Origin of the sequence: Sulfitobacter sp. EE-36 (assembly GCF_000152605.1) — a bacterium.
Lineage (GTDB): Bacteria > Pseudomonadota > Alphaproteobacteria > Rhodobacterales > Rhodobacteraceae > Sulfitobacter > Sulfitobacter pontiacus.
In genome coordinates, this window is sequence record NZ_CH959310.1 from 2,715,508 (window position 1) to 2,733,649 (window position 18,142).

The following is an 18,142-nucleotide window of genomic DNA, read 5'->3' on the forward strand; positions in this document are numbered from 1 at the left end:
GTTCGGAAAGTGTTAGCAAATACGTGTTAGGCCGCTTGAAAGGTCAACGGTCGTCGCAAGAATTGCGTGGCACGGCTGCTGACCTTTTTGGGGTCGCCCGTGGTCAGGAAAGCCGCCTCGCCCGTGCCCAGCATATTGGGGTGACGCTTTAGATAGTCGCTTAGACTATGGGCGACCAGATTGGCTTGGCTAAACACTTTGACATCGGGGCCAAGCGCGTCCTGAAAGGTTTCCTGCATCAGCGGGTAATGGGTGCAACCCAGAATGGCCGCTTCGGGTGCGGGCATCTTGCGTTTCAGCGCGTCCACATGGCTGCGCACCAGCGCTTCGGCGAGGATGAAATCACCGTCCTCGATCGCATCGACGACACCACCACAGGCCTGCGCTTCGACATCGACGCCGATCGCCCGAAAGGCCAGTTCACGCTGGAACGCACGGCTTGCCACCGTTGCGGGCGTCGCAAACAGCGCCACATGCTTGAGATCCACCTCGCGCGGGGGGGAATTGTCGCCCCATTGGCGTTCTGTCATCGCCTCGATCAGCGGCACAAAGACGCCCAACACGCGCTTGTCCGACGGGATCCATCCTTCCTGCATCCGGCGTAGCGCCGCAGCAGAGGCCGTGTTGCACGCCAGGATCACCAGATCGCAGCCCGCATCAAACAGACGCTGGGTTGCAGCAGTGGTCAGGTTATAAATGTCATCCGCGTTGCGCACACCGTAGGGCGCATGGGCGCTATCGGCCAAATACACGAAATCCACATCCGGTAGCTGTGCCTGCACGGCATCCCAAACGGTCAGCCCGCCTAGCCCAGAATCGAAAATACCAACTGCCATAACACCTTGCCGTCACCTGTCGGCACGATGCCGACCTTCAAATTCAAACCCCAGATCAAAGGATTTTGCCGGGTCTGGTGACAACTCATACGTCGCTTTGCGCAGGAAATCCATCATAGCTTTTGCGTCTTTTGCCATGGGGTCCAGCACGTTTCTGCCGATGGGGTCGCCGATGACTACGCGCACGGGCGTGTCGACCCGTTTGCGGAATTCCTTGATCAGCAGTCCCATGCGCAGGGTGTGATGCAGATGGCTGGCAATCTGGAACAGGCGGCTGGTGTGGCCGTCAAAGTAGATCGGCACGACGGTGGCATCCGATTTCGCGATCATGCGGGCGGTAAAGCTGCGCCAGCCCGGGTCCATGGGGCGCGAAAACGGCCGTGCGCTGGTGCTGACGGTGCCCCCCGGAAAGATACCAACCGCGCCACCCTGCCCCAGATACTCCAGCGCGGTCTTGCGCGTGCGCAGGTTCAGCGCCAGCGCGGCCTTGTCCTCGTCAAAACTGATCGGCAGCAAATGGCGGTTCAGGTCGGGTGCGCGGTTAAAGACCGAATGGGCCATGATCTTGAACCCGTCCCGGCGGCGCGCCAACATATGTCCCAGCATCAACCCGTCCAGAATACCGTAAGGATGGTTCGCCAGCGCGATGACAGGCCCTGTTTCAGGGATGTTCGCCAGACTGCCGCCCACGACATCAAGCGTCAGCCCATAGCGCTGCGCCATCACGTCAAAGAACCCCATCCCGCGCGCCATGTCGTCTTCATAGCCGGTTGCGCGTTTCATCAGCCCCAACCGCCCTGTGCTATTCTCCATCAGGCGGATGAAGGCACGCGCGGGCCGCGACTTGGCGGAATAGGCATAGCTGATGTCACGCGCTGTCAGAGGCCGAAGATCGGGCTGCAAGAGGGTCAAGGTCGGTTCCTTTTCACGGGCTTTGCCTTGCCCTCTAGCAGTGGATCATGACAGTCGCGTGACAAACAGCTTATTCAGCCTACTCTGCCTACTCTGCCGCGCGCGAGTTTTGCGTGCCCCCTGACCGGATGACGGCCAGCAGCTCTTCGCGCCGCTTTGCGGCCTTGGCTTCATTCGCCTGCTTCACCGGACCAAAGCCGCGGATCTGCAAGGGAAGCTCTGCCAAGGCGACAATCGCGTCGTGGGTTGCATCAGTCAGCTTGGGCAGAACATCCTTCATGTCGGCCTCGTATTGCGTGATCAAGGACCGCTCCATCCGGCGTTCTTCGGTGCGGCCAAAGGGATCGAACGGCGTGCCGCGCAGGAACTTCATCCGCGCCAGCATGTTGAACGGCCCCTCCATCCACGCGCCAAAGGTCCGTTTCATCGGACGGCCATCCGCGCCGGTTTTCGACAGGATCGGTGGCGCAAGGTTGAAGGTCAGCTTGGGATCCCCCTCAAAGGCCTCTGCCACTTTGGCGCGGGTGGATTTCAACAGGCGCGCGACCTCGTATTCATCCTTATAGGACAAGAGCTTGTGGTAGCCCAAGGCCACGGCCTCTTTCAGGCGCGCGTCGGTAATGCTGTCCACCATGGTGCCATAACGCTTCGCCAGCCGCTTGCCCTGATAGGCGATCAGGTGGTCCTTGCGGAAGGCGATCCGTTCGTCCAGCGTTTTCGGCAGGGCGACGACATTGGGCGTCATCACGCGCTTGGCGTCTTCGGGGTGCAGCACGGCCCAACGGCCCAGTTCAAACGCACGCAGGTTCCGCTCGACCGCGGCACCGTTCAACGTGATCGCCTGTTGCAAGCTGTCCAGCGACAGCGGGATCAACCCTTGCTGCCACGCTGCGCCGAAGATCATCATGTTCGAATAGATCGAATCCCCCAGCGTCGCCTTCGCCAAATCAGAGGCATCAAACAGCGCGACGTCATCCTTGAGCCGCGCCTCAAGCGCGAGGGTCAGCCGGTCGTAGGGCATCTGGAACTCGGTATCGCGGGTAAACTCGCCCGTGATGATCTGGTGCGAGTTCACGACCGCCCCCGTCCGCCCAGCGCGCGTCAGGCCAAGCGTCTTGGTCCCGGCAGAGACAACAAGATCGCCCCCGATCAACGCATCCGCTTCACCCGTTGCCACGCGAATGGCGCTGATGTCTTCGGGACGGTTCGCAATGCGGCAATGGATATGCACGGCACCGCCCTTTTGGGCAAGGCCTGCCATCTCCATCATCCCAGCGCCCTTGCCGTCAATCTGCGCGGCTTGCGCCAGCACGGCACCGATGGTCACAACGCCGGTCCCACCGACACCGGTGATCACCACGTTATGCGTGCCATTGATCGCTGGCAGGGTCGGCATGGGCAGGTCGGGGATCTTGACCTCTGTCGTGGGATCCTTACGGATCTTCGCCCCTTCCAGCGTCACGAAGGATGGGCAGAACCCTTTGACGCACGAGAAATCCTTGTTGCACGAGGATTGATCAATCGCCCGTTTGCGCCCCAGTTCTGTTTCTTCGGGCACGATCGAGACGCAGTTGGACTGCACACCACAATCCCCGCAGCCTTCGCAGACATCGGTATTGATGAACACGCGCTTGTCGGGATCAGGGAACAGCCCCCGTTTGCGACGGCGACGTTTCTCGGCGGCGCAGGTCTGGATATAGACGATGACGCTGACGCCTTTGTGTTTGGCGAAATTCTCTTGCACGGTCTGCAGGTCTGCACGCTCGTACATCGGCACGTCGCCAAAGGCTTTTTCGTCTACGTCTTCTTTCTCGTCATAGACCACGGCGATATTCTTGACGCCCATGGCCTTCACCTCTGCCACGATACGCGGCGCGTCCAGATCGCCTTCGTTATGCTGGCCACCGGTCATGGCAACGGCATCGTTATAAAGGATCTTGTAGGTGATGTTCGTCTTGGCCGCGATGGCCGCACGGATCGCCAGATTACCCGAATGGTTGTATGTCCCGTCACCGAGGTTCTGGAACACATGGTCGCGTGTCGAGAATTTGGATTCACCGATCCAGTTCGCGCCTTCCCCTCCCATATGGGTAAAGCCGGTTGTCTCGCGATCCATCCATTGCACCATATAGTGGCAACCGATCCCGGCGTAGGCGCGGCTTCCCTCTGGTAGCTTGGTTGATGAGTTATGCGGACAGCCCGAACAGAAGTAGGGCACACGCGCGGCGATGTCTTCGGCGTTATCGGCACGTCGCGCGGTATCCAGCGCTTCCATACCCGCCTTGATGCCATCGGTGGTGCGGCCTTCCTCGATAAAGATACCGCCCAGCTTTTCGGCAATCCAGATCGGGTCCAGTGCGCCACGGGTGGGGAACAGCTCTTCGCCATGCTCCATCCCGGCACCACCGCCTTTGTGCCAGCCATAGACGCGGCGATGCGTATCCGAGAACAGCGCCTCTTTGATCTGCACCTCGATCAGCTTGCGCTTCTCTTCCACGACGATCACCAGATCGAGCCCTTCGGCCCACTCATGGAACCCCTTCATGTCCAGCGGGAAGGTCTGCCCGATCTTATAGAGCGTGATTCCCAGACGTTCGGCTTCGTTCTCGTCGATGTTCAGCAAGCTCATGGCGTGGATCACATCCAGCCAGTTCTTGCCGGCTGCCGCGATGCCGATCTTGGCACCGCGCTTGCCCCACATGCGTTTGTCCATCTTGTTGGCGTGGCTAAACGCCTCTGCGGCAAAGCGCTTACAGTCGATCATCCGCGCTTCTTGCAGATGCGGCGTGTCTTGCAGACGGATGTTCAGCCCACCGTCGGGCATATCGAACTGCGGGGTGACCAGCTTCATTCGGTTCGGGTCCCCATTCACGACCGATGTCGCCTCTACGGTGTCTTTCATCGTCTTGAGCCCGACCCACAGCCCGCTGAAACGGCTTAGCGCCCAGCCATAGATACCGTAATCAAGGAACTCCTGCACACCGGCGGGGCTGACGACGGGCATATAGGCATCCACCATCGCCCATTCTGACTGGTGCAACACGGTAGAGGATTCACCCGTGTGGTCATCCCCCATGGCCATCAGAACACCACCGTTCACGGACGAGCCCGCCATATTCGCGTGACGCATCACATCGCCAGAGCGGTCCACACCCGGGCCCTTACCGTACCACAGGCCAAATACACCGTCGTACTTCCCCTCACCGCGCAATTCTGCCTGCTGGCTGCCCCATAGGGCCGTAGCGGCAAGATCTTCGTTCAGGCCCGGTTCGAACACGACGTTATGCGCGGCCAGCGTCTTGGCGGCGCGGTCCATCTGAAGGTCAACGGCCCCCAGTGGCGATCCACGATATCCGGTCACGTATCCGGCGGTATTCAACCCTGCCGCCTTGTCCCGTGCCGCCTGCATCATCGTCAGGCGCACCAACGCCTGCGTGCCGTTCAGCAACACGGGCGATTTCTCGAGGTCATACCGGTCAGTTAGTGAAATTTTTTGCGTACCCATAGCGCGTCCTCCCCTACGTGCAATCAATAGCTATGGCATCACACTAGGTCACAAAAGCTGACCTGTCTAGCGTTGTATCTGCCCCTAGGTCATAAAGCGCCAGGGCGCGGGGCTTGATCTTTTGCACCTCCGCCCGATCTATCCGTGATAAGATAACCGCACATATACCGATGCGCCGCGTCGAAGGGTTGTTTTTAAACTGTAAAACGCGCAAAGATGACCGTTCTTGCGAACACTGCGCTCATTATAAAGGTAGTCCTCATGGATTGGGACAAGCTCAGAATATTTCACGCCGTGGCGGACGCGGGCAGCTTGACCCATGCGGGCGACAAGCTGAATTTGTCGCAATCTGCCGTCAGTCGCCAGATCCGCGGACTGGAAGAGCAGCTGAACACCAACCTGTTCCACCGCCACGCACGCGGCCTGATCCTGACCGAACAAGGCGAGCTGCTGTTCGACGCCACCGTCGCCATGTCCAAACGGCTGGATACCGCTGCTGCGCGCATCCGCGACAGCGAAGAAGAAGTCTTTGGCGAATTGCGTGTCACCACGACCACGGGCTTTGGCACCCTATGGCTGGCCCCGCGCCTGCCGAAGCTCTACGAGAAATACCCCGACCTCAAGGTCGACCTGATGCTCGAAGAACGCGTCCTTGACCTGCCCATGCGCGAAGCCGATGTCGCCATCCGCATGAAAGAGCCGTCGCAAGCCGATCTGGTGCGCAAGAAGCTGATGATGATCAAGATGTGCATGTACGCCTCGCCCGCCTATCTTGCGGCGAACGGCACGCCCCAGCGGCTTGAGGATATGTCGGACCACCGTCTGATCTGCCAGAACACCGACAGCAACCAGGTGCATGCGGGTCTGAACCTGATCCAGCAGCTTATGATGCATGACGTGCGGTCGATGCTGACGGTGAACAACTACTTTGGCGTATTGCAAGCGGTGATCAACAACCTCGGGATCGGCGTACTACCCGACTACCTCATCCAAGACTTCCCCGATCTGGTGCAAGTTCTGCCAGAGACCGAGTCGGCGGATGTGCCCGTATTCCTTGCCTACCCCGAAGAATTGCGCGCCTCCAAGCGGGTCGCGGCCTTTAAAGACTTCGTGCAGGACGAGATCATTACCCACCGCAAACTGCTGCGCGAGAAAGAGTCCCACTAGCTATGCGAAAACCGCATAACGGGCATGTCATAGATTAACGATTCCATCCTTGAACCGTGCACAAACGCCACTTAATTGGGCGGTATGAAGACGGGCGGCTCCGCGCCGCTACTTCATACCTCCCTGTTGGACTCGGCCGAGCTTCGTGCTCGGCCTTTTTTTTGGCTATGGCGCTTCACGAGCCTTAGGTCTTTTCCCCGCGCTGCGCTTGATCTAAGAGGTGTGGCATATTGCTAGGGGACAACGCGCACCATGACCGAACCAGCCATCACCCAAGACCTGATTTCCAGCCACGGCATCAACGCCGAAGAATATCAGCGTATTCTGGATATCATCGGGCGCGAACCCACCTTTACCGAACTGGGCATCTTTTCGGCCATGTGGAACGAACACTGTTCCTACAAGTCGTCAAAGAAATGGCTGCGTACCCTACCGACCGAAGGCCCACAGGTGATCTGCGGACCGGGCGAGAATGCGGGCATCGTTGATATCGGTGACGGCCAAGCGTTGGTCTTCAAAATGGAAAGCCACAACCACCCGTCCTACATCGAACCCTATCAGGGTGCGGCGACTGGCGTGGGCGGCATCCTGCGGGACGTCTTCACGATGGGCGCGCGTCCGATCGCGGCGATGAACTCTCTTAGCTTCGGGTCGCCCGACCACCGCAAGACCCGTCAGCTGGTGCATGGCGTGGTTGCAGGCGTTGGCGGCTATGGTAACTGCTTTGGCGTGCCGACGGTGGGGGGCGAAGTGCGCTTTGACACCGCCTATGACGGCAACTGCCTTGTGAATGCCTTTGCCGCGGGTTTGGCCGACACTGACAAGATCTTCTATTCCGCCGCTTCCGGCGTTGGCATGCCAGTCGTTTACCTTGGTGCGAAAACTGGCCGCGACGGTGTGGGCGGTGCGACGATGGCATCGGCCGAGTTCGACGACACCATCGAAGACAAACGTCCCACCGTTCAGGTTGGCGACCCCTTCACCGAAAAACGCCTGATGGAAGCCACGCTCGAACTGATGGCGACCGGTGCCGTGATCTCCATTCAGGATATGGGCGCTGCAGGCCTGACCTGTTCGGCCGTGGAAATGGGCGACAAGGGCAACCTTGGTGTGCGCCTTGACCTCGAAAAGGTCCCGACCCGCGAACACGCCATGACCGCCTATGAAATGATGCTGTCGGAATCCCAGGAACGGATGCTGATGGTCCTGCGCCCCGAGCTTGAGGCAGAGGCGAAAGCCGTCTTCGACAAATGGGACCTCGATTTCGCCATCGTAGGCGAAACAATCGCCGAGGACCGTTTCTTGATCGTGCACAATGGCGAGGTCAAAGCCGACCTGCCGCTTAAAGCGCTCTCGGGCAACGCGCCCGAATACGACCGCCCCTATGTCGAGACACCCGCAGCCGAACCGCTGTCGGATGTTCCCGGCATCGACCCCATCGACGGGCTGAGCGCGCTGATCTCCAGCCCGAACTACGCGTCCAAAGCGTGGGTGTTTGAACAATACGACACAATGGTCATGGGCGACAGCGCCCGCACCCCCGGTCTGGGATCAGGCATCGTACGCGTACATGGCACCGACAAGGCGATCGCCTTTACCTCGGATGTGACCCCCCGCTACGTCAAGGCGAACCCTGTCGAAGGCGGCAAACAGGCCGTGGCCGAAGCCTACCGCAACCTCTGCGCCGTGGGGGCACTGCCGCTGGCGACCACCGACAACCTCAACTTCGGCAACCCCGAAAAGCCCGAGATCATGGGCCAGTTCGTTGGCGCGCTGAAAGGCATCGGCGAAGCGGTTGCCGCGTTGGACATGCCGATCGTATCGGGCAACGTGTCGCTGTATAACGAAACCGACGGCAAAGGCATTCTGCCCACCCCCACCATCGGCGCGGTCGGCCTGCTGAAGCACACGGACGAGATCATCGGCAAAGAGGTCCGCGAGGGCCATGTCGCTTTGGTTCTTGGGGCCACCGAAGGGCACATCGGACAATCCGCCCTGCTGCTTGAAGTGTTCAACCGCCGCGATGGCGACGCCCCCCATGTCGATCTGGCGCTGGAGAAGGCCCACGGTGAATTCATCCGTGCCAACCGCGCGTTGATCAAAGCCTGCACCGACCTGTCTGATGGCGGTCTGGCACTGGCAGCCTTTGAACTGGCGGACGAGGCCGGCGTCGGCGTGACCCTGGATTCTGCCGATACGCAGGTTCTGTTTGGCGAGGATCAAGCCCGCTATCTGATCGCCTGTAACTTCGATCAGGCCGAAGCCCTGATGATCGCCGCGCAAAACGCCGGTCTGCATCTGGAAAGCGTCGGCAAGTTCGGCGGGGATCAAGTGAACTTCGGCGGCGTCAAAGCGCCTTTGGCTGACCTGTCAGCGACCTATCGCGGGGCTTTTGCCGAAACCTTCGCCTAAGGGGTCGCCCCCATCATTTGCATCAATCGCGTTTTCTCGCCCCGGTCATCGGGGCGGGAGATCACCTCTGCCAGTTCTTGCAACGACGCAATCGAGTGACCGGCCCGAAAGCTGTCGGTAAAGGGCAACATCGCACGGATACCCGCCGCTTTGGGCGCGAACCCGTCCCACCGCAGCAGCGGATTTAGCCAGATCAGCCGACGTGCGGACAGATGCAACCGCTGCATCTGTCGCGCCAGATCATCGGGCGCATCGCGGTCCAGCCCGTCAGTGATCAACAGCACAACCGCACCCTGCCCCATGACCCGCCGCGACCAATCGCGGTTGAACGCCTCTATACAGGCCCCGATGCGCGTGCCGCCCTCCCAATCCTGCGCCTCTGCCCCCGCCGCCTTGAGCGCTGCATCCACGTCGCGCGTCGCCAGATGGCGGGTGATATTGGTCAGCCGCGTGCCAAAGGTAAACGCATGCACCTGCGCCCACCCCGCGCCCTTGGCATTGCTCACCGCGTGCAGGAAATGCAGCACCATGCGGGAATATTGGCTCATGGAACCGGAGATATCACAAAGCACCACCAGATTGGGATAGCGTGGGCGCGGGGTTTTCAGCACCAGCTTGTCCATCTCTCCGCCCCGGCGCAGCGCGGCCCGCAGGCTGCGCCCCGCGTCGATCCGCCCCCTCGGGGATGTCATGGCACGGCGCGACGGCATGGGTTTGACCGGCAGACGCAACCGCGCCAGCATCTTCTTAGCCTCCGCCACCTCCGCGAGGCTCATCAGTTCGAAATCAAGACTGCGCAGCCGTTCTTGCGAGGACATGGTCAGGCTGGCATCGACCTCGATCTCTGTCTCGCCTTCATCTTGCGGTTCTTCGCGGTCGCGTTCCGGCGCTTCGGCACCGTCCAGCAGCGCCTCTGCCGCGCGTTTCTCGGCGGCTTGGGCGGGGCGGTCTTCCTGCACGCCACGGATCGCGGGCAGCATCGCGGCCATCATATGTTCCAGATACCGCGGGTCGCGCCAATAAAGCCGGAAGAGCTGCGCAAAGACGGTCCGGTGTTCAGGACGGTTCACAAAGCAGGCGTGCAGGGTCCAGTAGAAGTCGGTTTTATCGGTGAACCCCGCCACCTCTACCGCGCGGATTGCGTCAATCACGCGACCGGGGCCAATAGGCAAACCGGCGCGACGTAGGGCACGGGCGAAATGGGTGATATTGCCGGCAAGTTTGGGGTTATCGGGCAGATCCAGGGGCAGATGTTCCATCAGGTCGCCTGCCGCCGGGGGCTGTCGGCCCCCGGACCCCCGAGGATTTTAGACCATTTGGAAGCGGCAGTATCCGTCAAGGGGTCGCGTCCAGCGTGGCTTTGGCTTGATCGAGGATGCGTTTCGCCTCTGATCCTTGCAGTTTGGCGATGTCATCCTGGTATTTCAGGATCGCCCCAAGCGTATCCGCAATGGTTTCGGGGCTGAGGTTGATCACATCCAGCGCCAGCAGACATTTTGCCCAATCGATGGTTTCGGCCACGCCGGGCTTCTTGAACAGGTCCTCGGTCCGAAGCTGCTGGACAAAGGCCACGACCTCGCGGCTGAGCGCGGCTGAGGCTTCGGGGGCGCGGGCGGCCAGAATCTCCATCTCGCGGGGGAAATCGGGATAGTCGACCCAGTGATAAAGACAGCGGCGTTTGAGCGCGTCATGCACCTCGCGCGTGCGGTTCGAGGTCAGGATCACGATGGGCGGCTCGGGAGCCTTGATCGTGCCGAGTTCGGGGATCGTGACCTGAAAATCGCTGAGCGCCTCAAGCAGGAAGGCTTCGAACGGGGCGTCCGTGCGGTCAAGCTCGTCGATCAACAGGATGGGGGCGCCGCGGCCGTCAGGGCGCATCGCTTCGAGCAAGGGGCGTTCGATCAGAAAGTCGTCGCTAAAGAGTTCTGTTGTGAGCTGCTGTCGCGAGCGATCACCCGTGGCCTCAGCCGTGCGGATTGCCACCATCTGCGCAGGGAAGTTCCATTCGTAGACCGCCGTGGCGGCATCCAGCCCTTCATAGCATTGCAACCGGATCAACTTGCGGTCCAAGGCCAGCGCCAATGCTTTGGCGATCTCTGTCTTGCCGACGCCTGCCTCTCCCTCGAGGAACAGCGGCCGGCCCAAGGTCAGGCTCAGGAACACCACCGTGGCCAAAGGCCGCCCGCAGACATATCCCTGCCCCGCAAGCAGCTCTTGCACGGCGTCGATCGAAGGGGGCAGTTGCATGGCATTCTCCGGTTGTGATTGGGACGAGTGGTGCATTCTGATCCCGCGCGGTCAAGGGGTCTGCACGGGGTTCAACAGACTCTATGCCTTGGAGCGACCACAGAATGTGCTATAAATGTGCTTCAAATCTCCGCATTTTCGCCTTAATGCGCCGATACCTCAGACCAAAAGCCAGGGGGTTTCCTGTGCCCAGATACGATTGAGGAAGTTTACCATGATCGATACCGCCGTAACGCTCGACACGTCTTTTGAGGACTATTCCAAAAGCGAGTGGATGGATGCTGTGAAGCAGGTCGCGCAGAATGGCGGGTTCTATGAAGCGCTCGGGTCACGACACCATGCGATGTTTCTGGAAAAATCCTCTACCCTGCTGGTCAGCTTTGAAACCATCAACGGGATGCGCGCCTTGTCGTCTATGGCGCATCCCTTGGGGTGGGAAATGGTGCGCAGCGAGGGCTGGTCGCATCTTTGTCTGGCGTCTGAAGGGGATACATGGTTCCGGGACGCGCCCGTTTACGCGTTTTTCGACCGGCTGATCGACGATGGCTTTTTCGACAGCTTTGACCGCGTGGTCTTTTATGGCGCGGGTCCGGGCGGCTATGCGGCTGCGGCATTCTCTGTCGCGGCACCGGGCGCAAAGGTCGTTGCCATCCAGCCGCAAGCGACGCTGGACCCCAGCGTGACCGAATGGGACGATCGCTTTGTCGAGATGCGGCGCACTGATTTCACCTCCCGGTTCGGATATGCCCCCGATATGCTGGACGCGGCCGAGGCCGCCTTTGTGATCTATGACCCGACTGTGCCGCTGGACGCGATGCATGCCAGCCTCTTTACCCGCCCCAATGTGACCAAACTTCGGATGCGGCGCATGGGCACGGCGCTGCAGTCGAAACTGCTGGAGCTTGACCAGTTCGAAAACCTGCTGACCCTTGCAGCCGATGGCGAGCTGACAATCGCGAGCTTTGCACGCATCGCCCGGGCGCGCCGCGATCACCGCCCCTATCTGAAGGGCCTGCTTGCCGCGCTGGAACGCGAGCAGCGCGATCCGTTGACGCTCACGCTATGCAATTTCGTGACAGGGCACATGTCGGCCCCTCGGTTTGTCCGGCGCAAAAAGCAGTTAGAGGCCGAACTGGCCCTGCGCGTCGCACAGGAAAACGGGACTGCAGAGGAACAGGATACGCCATCGCAGGATGCAGCCAAAACCACCGGCTGACGTTTGCTGCGGTCCCTTTGACCAACCCGAGACTAGCGCGCCCGCACGCCCTGTGCTAGCGGGGAGCCCATGACACAGACCCTCACGCTTCGACGCCCCGATGATTGGCACCTGCACCTGCGCGACGGCGCGATGCTAGACGCCGTTTTGCCCCATACCGCCGCGCATTTTGCCCGCGCCATCATCATGCCCAATCTGGTGCCCCCGGTGGTGCGTGGTGCCGATGCGGCCGCCTACCGCGATCGTATCCTAGCGGCACTGCCCGAGGGCGCGGATTTCAAGCCGCTGATGACCCTGTATCTGACCGAGGATACCGATCCCGACGATGTGGCGGCCGCCCATGCCAGCGGGTTGATCACCGCGGTCAAGCTCTACCCCGCTGGTGCGACGACAAATTCAGCCAGCGGCGTGTCGAACTTTGACACTGTTGCGCCCGTGCTGGAACGCATGGCCGAGATCGGCCTACCCCTGTGCACCCACGGCGAGGTCACCGACCCCGAGATCGACATTTTCGACCGCGAGGCCGTGTTCATCGACCGCGTGCTTGACCCGATCCGCACCCGTCATGCGGGGCTGAAAGTCGTGATGGAGCATATTACCACCGCCGACGCCGCCCAGTATGTCACGGAAAGCACCGGGAATCTGGGCGCGACCATCACCACGCACCATCTGGTGATCAACCGCAACCATATCCTCGCCGGTGGGATCAAACCGCATTACTACTGCCTGCCCGTCGCCAAACGCGAGAGCCACCGTCTGGCCCTGCGTGCTGCCGCGACTTCGGGCGACGCGCGTTTCTTTCTGGGCACGGATTCCGCGCCTCACACGGACGCGAACAAGCTGCTGCCCTGCGGCTGTGCCGGCTGCTTTACCGCGCCCAACACCATGTCGATCCTGGCCGAGGTCTTTGAACAGGAAGACGCGCTCGACCAATTGGAACGGTTTACCTCGCTGAACGGGCCGGATTTCTACGGGCTTTCCCCGAACGAGGCGACGATGACGCTGACCCGCGCACCGGCGACCTACCCCGATCACATCGACACGCCCGACGGGCCGGTCACCGTGTTCGATCCGATGATGCCGCTGAACTGGTCCGTCACCGACTGACGCCCCCCCAGCACCAAAGACAGTTTGCCGGTCGCAGCAGGATGAGACCGGCCACCACCGCCCTCAACGCCAAGGCCCCAAAAGGAACGCATGACATGATCCCCACCAGCTACCCCGACTCTACCGAAATGGCGCGTCTGACCGCGCGGATGTTGCTGGAGATCAAGGCCGTTCATTTCAACGCGGCAGAGCCCTTTACCCTCGCCTCCGGCCTGCCGAGCCCGACCTATATCGATTGCCGCAAGCTGATCAGCTATCCGCGCATCCGCGCCACCTTGATGGACTTCCTGACCGTCACCGTGATGCGCGAAGCGGGATTCGAGGCGTTTGACAATATCGCGGGCGGTGAAACCGCGGGCATCCCCTTTGCCGCGATGGTGGCCGAGCGCATGGCGCTGCCCATGACCTATGTGCGCAAGAAGCCCAAAGGCTATGGCCGCAACGCCCGGATTGAAGGTGAAATGACCGAAGGCCAACGCGTTCTGCTGGTCGAGGATCTAACCACCGATGGCGGCTCGAAGATCAGCTTTGTCGACGCGATTCGCGATACCGGTGCAACCTGCGCGCATACGGCAGTGATCTTTTACTACGGTATTTTTCCGCAGACAGAAAAGACCTTGGGCGATCACGGGGTTACGTTGCACAGCCTTTGCACCTGGTGGGATGTGCTGGCCGAGGCCAAAGCCCAGAACGCGTTTGACACAGAAACCCTGACCGAGGTCGAAGCCTTCCTGAACGCGCCAGAAGCGTGGCAGGATGCGCGGAAAAAAACCTAAGCAATCCACATGATATTGTGTCGCGTGGTGTAAAATCACGCGACATATGCTACGCTAGCGCAGAGATAAGGTTATCCACAGCTTATAAAGATTGCGGGATGACGGGCGGCTCGGGTAGATAAGCCTCGGGTCATTAATCAGTGGGGCAACACGTAGCATGAACGAGATTTCAAGCATCGACGGTAACCAGCTAACGGTTCAAGCGGCCGAGACAATGCCGCATTCCATCGAAGCGGAACAGCAGTTGTTGGGCGCGATCCTGACCAACAACGATATCTACGACCGCGTGGCGTCTGTCATCGGTCCCAAGCATTTCTACGACCCCGTTCACGCCCGTATTTTCGAGATCGCCGCCGCGCGGATCGCCAAGAACAACCTTGCCTCCCCCGTGACGCTCAAAGCGTTTATGGAGGATGACGAAGGGCTGAAAGAACTGGGCGGCCCCGCCTATCTGGTGCGCCTTGCCGGTGCCGCGATCAGCGCCTTTGCCGTGCGCGACTATGCGCAGATGATCTATGATCTGGCGGTGCGCCGCGACCTGATCCAGCTGGGCCGTGACATCGCGGCCAAAGCCGCACAGGTCGATGTCGCGTCAGAGCCGCGCGAACAGATCGTCGAGGCCGAACAGAAACTCTATAAGCTCGCAGAGCAGGGTCAGACCGAAAGCGGTTTCCAGAGTTTTCTGAAAGCCGTGACCGATGCGGTCAACGTGGCCAATGCGGCCTACCAGCGCGACGGTGGCCTATCCGGTGTCTCTACCGGTCTGATTGATATGGATAAAAAGCTGGGCGGGTTGCACCCCTCTGACCTTTTGATCCTTGCCGGTCGTCCGTCGATGGGGAAAACCTCGCTTGCGACGAACATCGCCTTCAACGTCGCCAAAGCCTACCGCCGTGGCACCTTGCATGACGGCACCGAAGGCGCAGTAGATGGTGGCGTTGTCGGGTTCTACAGCCTCGAGATGAGCGCGGAGCAGTTGGCCGCGCGTATCCTGTCCGAAGCGGCCGAGATCCCGTCCCACCAGATCCGGTCGGGTGATATGACAGAGACCGAATTCCGCCGTTTCGTCGATGCCGCCAAAGCGCTGGAAGCCTGCCCGCTGTATATCGACGACACGCCCGCCCTGCCGATCAGCCAGCTGGCCGCCCGTGCGCGGCGGCTCAAGCGGACCCATGGGCTGGACGTGTTGATTATCGACTATCTCCAGCTGGTACGCGGGACGGGCAAAGGCGAAAACCGGGTGAACGAGATCTCGGAAATCACCATGGGCCTCAAGGCCATCGCCAAAGAGCTCAACATCCCCGTGATCGCCCTGTCGCAGCTGTCGCGTCAGGTTGAAAACCGCGAAGATAAGCGCCCGCAGCTGTCAGACTTGCGTGAATCCGGGTCGATCGAACAGGATGCCGACGTGGTGATGTTCGTGTTCCGCGAGGAATACTATAAGGAACGCGAAAAGCCCGGCGATCACGAGCTGGATAAAATGGCGATCTGGCAAGAAGAGATGGAGCGTTTGCACGGTCGCGCCGAAGTGGTCATCGGCAAGCAGCGTCACGGCCCGATTGGTACTGTCGATCTCAGCTTTGAAGGGCGCTACACCCGCTTTGGTAACCTTGTGAAACCGTGGCAGAGTGAAAATGGCGGCGGCGATCAGGAGTTCTGATCGCCACACCCCTTTAATTTAATGAATACACGCTATGTGCGGAGGTCAGACAACCGCCGCGCGGGCGATCTCTGCCTCTGACAGATTGTATTTCGCGGCAAAGCGTTCCCGCGCCGCGATCAGCCTAGGGTCATTGGGTCGCATCCCCAAAGTACGAATGAATTCAATTCGTTGCTGGTGCTTTAGCGCCTCGCGGTCAATCGCCGTCCCCATAGCGCGGTCAATCACCGCCCCGCCGGGGCTGACGTGGAACCACTTGCTGAAATCACGGAAGTGATGCTGGTTGTGCAGCGTGGTCACATAACGCTCTACCCGCGTTTTGGGCACGTTCACATGGGCGGTCATGTGGAACCATTCATAGACCAGAAAGGTCAGCACCCCGCCCACTGGCACGATGGCCACGGCGATCCAGCCTGCCTGCGGCACACCAAACAGGGCAAGAACGCCCCACAGCAGCCCTCCGTTCACCAGTAGCATCGGCAAAGCGACCCAGATCGGCACGAAAAACAGCTTGGTGTTGGTCGGGAAATCATGATGACCGTAGTGCGCCATATACAGCAGGTTGAATGCCCATTGCGCCCGCGGGGGCGACAGGTGGAATACATAGCGGTGCAGGTTGTATTCATTCAGCATCTGCGCCGCGACTCCGAAAGGGATCAGCGCCCAGACCCATAGCGGCGCGAACAGCGCCAAGCCAACCAGCCCCGCCCCACAGGCGACCGCCATCACCACGACGGCCGCATGCGAGAACATGATACGCAAGCGCATCATCAGCGGTGTCCCTTACTCGGGCGACAGGGTTTCATAGCGCAACCCTTTGGCGGTGTCCTTGTCGAACCCCTTCCAATAGCTGTGATCCTCCTTCGGGGTGCCATCCTCGTTCATCGACCAGACCCCGTCGTTGGAGTTTTCGACCAGATCAAGATAGGCCCCCATTTCGGCATCGCCCTTGAGATGCTGTGCCATCCAGACGGTGGCGAAATGCTGCGCGATGTTGTTCATGCGCACCGTGTCCCAGACCGGATCGGTATAGTGGCCCGACACGTTGAACCCCAGGTCAGCGTCATCGCGAAAGGATTCCGCAGGCGCAGGCATCGGGGCCGCCGCATTATGGCCGCCGTTTTCAAAGGTCAGCAAGGCGCGGTCGACGCTGCTGGCGTTTTCCCAAATGGCGCGCACGCCTTTTTCGTACAGCGATACCATATCCTCGGACCCGGCCATGAACAGCATGGGGATCTGCACGCCCTTCAAGCCTTCGGCATCCCAGAAGCCCGTGTTCATGCCCCAGGGGCCGATCGCGATGGCGGTCTTGATACGTGGATCCGGCAGGTTGTTATACGTCTCGGACCCCGCCTGATGGATGCCCAAGGTGCCATGGGGCCCGCCCCAGCCATAGCCGACCGACGCTTCGGTCACGCCACCACCTGCGGTGATCACCGCGCCGTAGCCGCCCATGGAATAGCCGATCAAACCGGTGTTATCCGCATCCACCAACCCATTGAGAAAAGAGCTTTCATCTTGCGACAGACGCGCCATTTCATCCAGCACGAAAAGCTGGTCCAGCGACCGGTTCACCAGCGTAGAGCCAAAGGCCGCCTGCGTGCGATAGGTGGAATCCAGGTGATCGATGGACGCCACGACATAGCCCTTTGACGCGATATTCTCGGCCAGATGGGACATCAGGAAGCGGTTGCCGGGATAGCCGTGGGAAACGATGACCAGCGGATAGGCCGCGTCGGGCTGTGCGGGATCCGCGTCGCGCATGGCTTTGCCTTGCAAGGTGACCTCGGTCTTGCCATCGCGGATGAACGCCTTGATCGCGGTGTCGCCGGTGGCCCCGTCCGCGGCGGGGTACCAGACCTCTACGGTCAGCGGGCGATCATAGCGCGGCAGGGTTTCAGGTTTGTCCGCTGCGGGATCGATGGACAAGATATCGATCTGGTCCTTATGCACCAGGTCAAGCTGGCGTACGCCGATCGCTTCGTCGCCATAGGCCGCCATATCAGGGGCTGTGGGCATCTGGGTATCGATCCGGTTCTCGGCCAGCGCCATAGGCGCGGCCATCGCCGTGACCACCGCCAGCACGGGCCCCGTTGTCATTGTTGAAACTCGCATTGAACTCTCTCCCGTTTTATATCCGGCTACTGCGCGCAGCCTGTCTTTTGTCAGGAACCAAGCTATCGCGTTCGCGGCACCATGCAAGCATCATGCGAAGGTTTCGTTACGTTAGGGAAATGGGCCAAACATTCCGCCCCCCTCCCCGCAAGGCGTGGGATTATTGGCCGGTGACCTTGGTCGTGGCTT

13 protein-coding genes are annotated in these 18,142 nt (G+C 60.5%); 6 read left to right on the forward strand and 7 right to left on the reverse strand.

Translation table 11 applies throughout. The annotated features are described in order from the left end of the window. Nucleotides 1-26: 26 nt before the first annotated feature. From EE36_RS15745 to EE36_RS15755, 3 genes are all read right to left on the reverse strand, one after another. A complete protein-coding gene (locus EE36_RS15745) occupies nt 27-836 on the reverse strand; it encodes a glutamate racemase (RefSeq protein ID WP_005853874.1) in 810 nt (269 codons plus the stop codon). Nucleotides 837-848: 12 nt separating this feature from the next. After that, nucleotides 849-1,739, reverse strand: a complete 891-nt coding sequence (locus EE36_RS15750; protein WP_198005507.1) for a lysophospholipid acyltransferase family protein — start codon at nt 1,737-1,739, stop codon at nt 849-851. A 97-nt stretch (nt 1,740-1,836) separates the two neighbouring features. After that, on the reverse strand, nt 1,837-5,253 hold the full coding sequence (locus EE36_RS15755; protein ID WP_005853878.1) for an indolepyruvate ferredoxin oxidoreductase family protein: 3,417 nt from the start codon (nt 5,251-5,253) through the stop codon (nt 1,837-1,839). Nucleotides 5,254-5,514: 261 nt separating this feature from the next. Here EE36_RS15755 and EE36_RS15760 point away from each other — a divergent pair, with 261 nt between their 5' ends. Next, nucleotides 5,515-6,420: a LysR family transcriptional regulator gene (locus EE36_RS15760; protein WP_005853880.1), complete on the forward strand. Its 906-nt coding sequence runs from the start codon at nt 5,515-5,517 to the stop codon at nt 6,418-6,420. A 252-nt stretch (nt 6,421-6,672) separates the two neighbouring features. Next, nucleotides 6,673-8,832 carry a phosphoribosylformylglycinamidine synthase subunit PurL gene (gene purL, locus EE36_RS15765; RefSeq protein ID WP_005853882.1) on the forward strand — a complete coding sequence of 720 codons (2,160 nt, stop codon included), beginning with the start codon at nt 6,673-6,675 and terminating at the stop codon, nt 8,830-8,832. Here purL and EE36_RS15770 read toward each other — a convergent pair. After that, nucleotides 8,829-10,091: a VWA domain-containing protein gene (locus tag EE36_RS15770; protein ID WP_005853884.1), complete on the reverse strand. Its 1,263-nt coding sequence runs from the start codon at nt 10,089-10,091 to the stop codon at nt 8,829-8,831. The two genes, purL and EE36_RS15770, sit on opposite strands and share 4 nt — an antisense overlap. Before the next feature lie 76 nt (nt 10,092-10,167). After that, the gene (locus EE36_RS15775; RefSeq protein WP_005853886.1) at nt 10,168-11,079 is read right to left on the reverse strand and encodes a MoxR family ATPase; all 912 of its coding nucleotides are present in this window, start codon (nt 11,077-11,079) and stop codon (nt 10,168-10,170) included. A 214-nt stretch (nt 11,080-11,293) separates the two neighbouring features. On the opposite strand from EE36_RS15775, the gene EE36_RS15780 reads away from it, so the two are divergent. The 4 genes from EE36_RS15780 to EE36_RS15795 all read left to right on the forward strand — a co-directional run bounded on the left by EE36_RS15780 (nt 11,294) and on the right by EE36_RS15795 (nt 15,838). After that, nucleotides 11,294-12,295, forward strand: a complete 1,002-nt coding sequence (locus EE36_RS15780; RefSeq protein ID WP_005853889.1) for a hypothetical protein — start codon at nt 11,294-11,296, stop codon at nt 12,293-12,295. Nucleotides 12,296-12,364: 69 nt separating this feature from the next. Next, complete coding sequence (gene pyrC / locus EE36_RS15785; protein WP_005853891.1) at nt 12,365-13,402, forward strand: dihydroorotase; 1,038 nt, start codon at nt 12,365-12,367, stop codon at nt 13,400-13,402. Nucleotides 13,403-13,497: 95 nt separating this feature from the next. Then, entirely contained in the window at nt 13,498-14,178 is a 681-nt protein-coding gene (locus EE36_RS15790; RefSeq protein WP_005853893.1) for an orotate phosphoribosyltransferase, read from the forward strand. 157 nt (nt 14,179-14,335) lie between these two features. After that, nucleotides 14,336-15,838, forward strand: coding sequence for a replicative DNA helicase (locus EE36_RS15795; RefSeq protein WP_005853895.1), 1,503 nt, complete (start codon nt 14,336-14,338; stop codon nt 15,836-15,838). Nucleotides 15,839-15,883: 45 nt separating this feature from the next. Here the strand turns inward: EE36_RS15795 and EE36_RS15800 are convergent, their stop codons facing one another. Together EE36_RS15800 and EE36_RS15805 are read right to left on the reverse strand one after the other, a co-directional pair. Then, nucleotides 15,884-16,609: a sterol desaturase family protein gene (locus tag EE36_RS15800; protein ID WP_005853897.1), complete on the reverse strand. Its 726-nt coding sequence runs from the start codon at nt 16,607-16,609 to the stop codon at nt 15,884-15,886. A gap of 12 nt (nt 16,610-16,621) precedes the next feature. Then, complete coding sequence (locus EE36_RS15805) at nt 16,622-17,938, reverse strand: dienelactone hydrolase family protein (RefSeq protein ID WP_005853898.1); 1,317 nt, start codon at nt 17,936-17,938, stop codon at nt 16,622-16,624. Nucleotides 17,939-18,142: the final 204 nt, after the last annotated feature.